We start from the raw sequence: 3443 nt of genomic DNA on the forward strand, positions 1-3443 counted from the left end.
TTCGTAGCATTTCTTGTTGCTAATCAGGTTAACTATGCTGAAAATTTCCATTTTGAAAAGAATCTCAAAGGCAAACGCTCAAGCAAGTTTATCAGAGCAGTTTGAATTACGATATGAGCCAAAAATAAACCAGCAAAACTGCTGGTTTATTTCAAACACAATGAACGTTTATGATTTGCTTAGTATTTGTACTTAGCGGTCAAATAATAGTAACCACCATTGAACCCAAACGGTGCATTTGCTTGTGGGTATACAAAGTTACCAAAGAAGCGATTATCTTCAGGGCGCTCATCTGGGTAGGTATCAAATAAGTTTTGAACACCCGCAGATAAACTTAGATCATCAGTAAGTTGGTAATGAGCCGCAACATCCATAGTCCATTTACCACCAAACTCAACATTTGCAGCTGAATATCCAATCGTGTATGAACCAAAGTAATTTGCTCTAACCGTAGTCGTCAAGTCACCATAAGAGTGAGTAAAACCAATGTTACCTGTGTTTGCAGGGGTCGCCTCGGTCATTCTTACGCGTTCACGACGGTCAAATAAGTCATCTTCAGTACCGCTAAGCACTCCCGGCAAATGAATGCTATCTATCTCAGTTTTCTTATATGAATAAGCTAAGCTGAAATCAAATTCACCAAAGTTTTGAGTCTCAACCTTTTGTGAAGCAACAAGCTCTAAACCTTTAGTTGTCGTATCTACTCCATTAACGAAGAAACGAGCATTTTCTGCAGCCGTGTTTGCTAAAATAGCAGCAACTTCAGGAGAAGTTTCATCATTAACTGTGCCAGAAAGCACAATGCGGTCTTCTAGTTTAATTTGATAAGCGTCTAGCGTTACGCTGAAGCCATCATGGTTATTAAACACAATACCCGCTGTTACTGAACGAGACTTCTCAGGGTTTAAATCACCACCACCCAGTGCATGGGTAATATCACTAACAGTATTGAATGTACCCGTTTCTTGCGGCTCAAGAATACCCGTAGCAGGGTTTAAATTAAACTGTGTAGAAATACTCGTATAATAAAGTTGCTGAACACTTGGTGCACGGAAGCCTGAATCAATAGAGCCACGGAATGCCAAAGAGTCAGTTAAATCATAACGAGCAGAAAGCTTAGCACTGGTGTTTGAACCAAAGTCAGAATAGTTCTCATAACGTAATGCAGCAGTCCAATTAAAATCATCGGTTAATTGGTTTTCAGCTTGTACGTACACACCCTTGTTGTTGCGGCTTTCATTAACTTCAGATTCTGGTGTAAAACCAGTGAAACCTTGGCTACCACCAGATTTACCTTGGTAATCACCTCTGTCGTATGAACCTAATTCACCAGCTTCAATCTCATAAGCGTTACGACGGTAGTTAACACCTACAGCTAAACCTAGCTCAGAATCATTGAAAAAATCGAAACTGTTTGAAGCGTCAACGCTGATGTTGGTTTCACGAGTCGATAATGTGCCTGCATAAAATTCATTAGGGCTTGATGGACCGTATGAAGCATTAATGGTTTCAGCTACATGGTATTCAAATTCATTTGTGCCATGACCAACTGAGATATCAAAGTCCCATTCAGCAGCGGTAAATTTAGTACCTACATAAAGTGAAGCATCTAGTACTTCAGGCTCTAGTTTTGGTAGAAAACCATCAGGGTATACTTCTAATACATTACGGCTATCAGCAGGGCGTCGGAAGAAAGCACCTGAACTTGTTTTACGATCACTTACGCCACCAAAAGCATACAAAGAAGCATCTTCTGAAAGTGCGTATTCTCCGTTCAACATGAAAGCATAATTTCTAAAATCAGCATCGCCAATTTCAAATACATCTTTATTTACGGTTTCTTCTCTAGGATCTTGGCTGCCATCAGGTAATGTAGGATAAAAAGCGCGGTTATACACACCTGAACGATCAGTAGAACTTTTGTCATGAATCTCAAGGCTGGTGTTGATAAAGCCATTCCCACCTAAATCAAAACCTTGGTTCCAGCCAAAACGAACTTGTTCGCCGTCACCCTCATAAGTTTGACCTGTAGTTAGCTCTAATTCACCACCTTGCGCACTGTCTTTTAACACAATGTTGATCACACCAGCAATTGCATCTGAACCGTAAAGCGCTGCTGCACCATCACGTAAAACTTCAATACGCTTGATTGATGTTAAAGGAATTGCATTCAAATCGACATTTGAAGAGCCTTTACCCACAGTACCGTTTGTATGAACCAAAGCGCTACCATGTCGACGTTTGCCATTTACTAACACTAAAGTGTGATCGGGAGACAGGCCTCGCAAGCTTGCAGGACGAACGGCATCAGTTCCGTCAGTAATCGCTGATGTTGGAAAACTAAAACTTGGTATTGCATATTGTAATGCTTTAGATGTTTCAAGAAGACCTGTGGCTTGCAGTTGTTCACCACTGATCACATCTACAGGTAAAATAGTATCGGTTTCACTACGCACAGCAATGCGTGAACCGACAACAGTGATTTTTTCAATAGAAGACGTTTCATAGGCTGTTGCAATGCTTGGTATTGAAGCAACACCAAGGCTAATAGCCATTGCTAAAGATGTAATGCGCATGTGACCCCAGAGATAAAATTTGGTTATATGTAAAAATGGGGTGCGATATTAGCAGAGAGATCTTTATAACAAATAGTACTAAAAGGGCTTTGTTATATAAAAATGTTTTAAAAAAAGAACAAATGTTAACCAAAACATTTTAAGGTTAATGAAATAAACTTTGAAATTACAATTTTACTTATAAGGACCAATAACTTTTATCCCAAAATCCTGGCGCACTTTCCATAAAGGAATATCTAAATATTGCTCAGGTTCAAACCATTGCCATTTCTTTTTCATTCTTAGGCCTCGGTTAATCGCTACAACGCAAATTGGAATTAAAGAAGCTAACTTTAAATAGACTTTGAATTTACTTTTATAACGCTTTACATAGCTTTTAAGCACTACGTCATAATCCACAAATTCAAAGAACTTAAGATATTTTTTTATCGTCATATCTGTACCACAAAGAGTTAGTACATCATTGATTGACTCTCCTCTAAGCTGAAACGGAATGGTACCAAATATCACATGAGTACAATCATGACAAAAAAACCATCGGCTGGCTTCGCTTTCACCGTCATTTTTATTTAAGTGTTCGTAACCTGCAGTGTATTCCTCAACCCCTTGCCTAAGGGTTAACTCGCTATTTTGTTGGAGATATTTGAAATCACGTTTCATGAAAGCACCAGTTGAAATTGATGAACTATAAGTATAGTCCGATAGAGTTCACGTATAAAAAGTGCTTTATTAAAACTCAAGTTACGGAGTTCATTTTCACCTGAAATTATGGATACTTTCCAGCTAAAATAGCCTCTTGTCGTAAAGTGAAAGTATCCATTTGCATGACTTGATTAAAAAACGAAGTGACTTCTTCGTTGATTTTAT

2 protein-coding genes are annotated in these 3443 nt (G+C 38.7%); both read right to left on the bottom strand.

Features of this window, described 5'->3' with window-relative positions:
- Window positions 1-179 precede the first annotated feature (179 nt).
- Window positions 180-2576 (bottom strand): TonB-dependent receptor plug domain-containing protein, encoded by a 2397-nt coding sequence (locus JQC92_RS21490; RefSeq protein WP_205001577.1) that lies wholly within the window; start codon window positions 2574-2576, stop codon window positions 180-182.
- Window positions 2577-2750: 174 nt separating this feature from the next.
- Entirely contained in the window at window positions 2751-3236 is a 486-nt protein-coding gene (locus JQC92_RS21495) for a hypothetical protein (protein WP_205001578.1), read from the bottom strand.
- Between the last annotated feature and the right edge of the window lie 207 nt (window positions 3237-3443).

The sequence above is a fragment of the Parashewanella hymeniacidonis genome (genome assembly GCF_016900895.1).
Taxonomy (GTDB): Bacteria; Pseudomonadota; Gammaproteobacteria; order Enterobacterales; family Shewanellaceae; genus Parashewanella; species Parashewanella hymeniacidonis.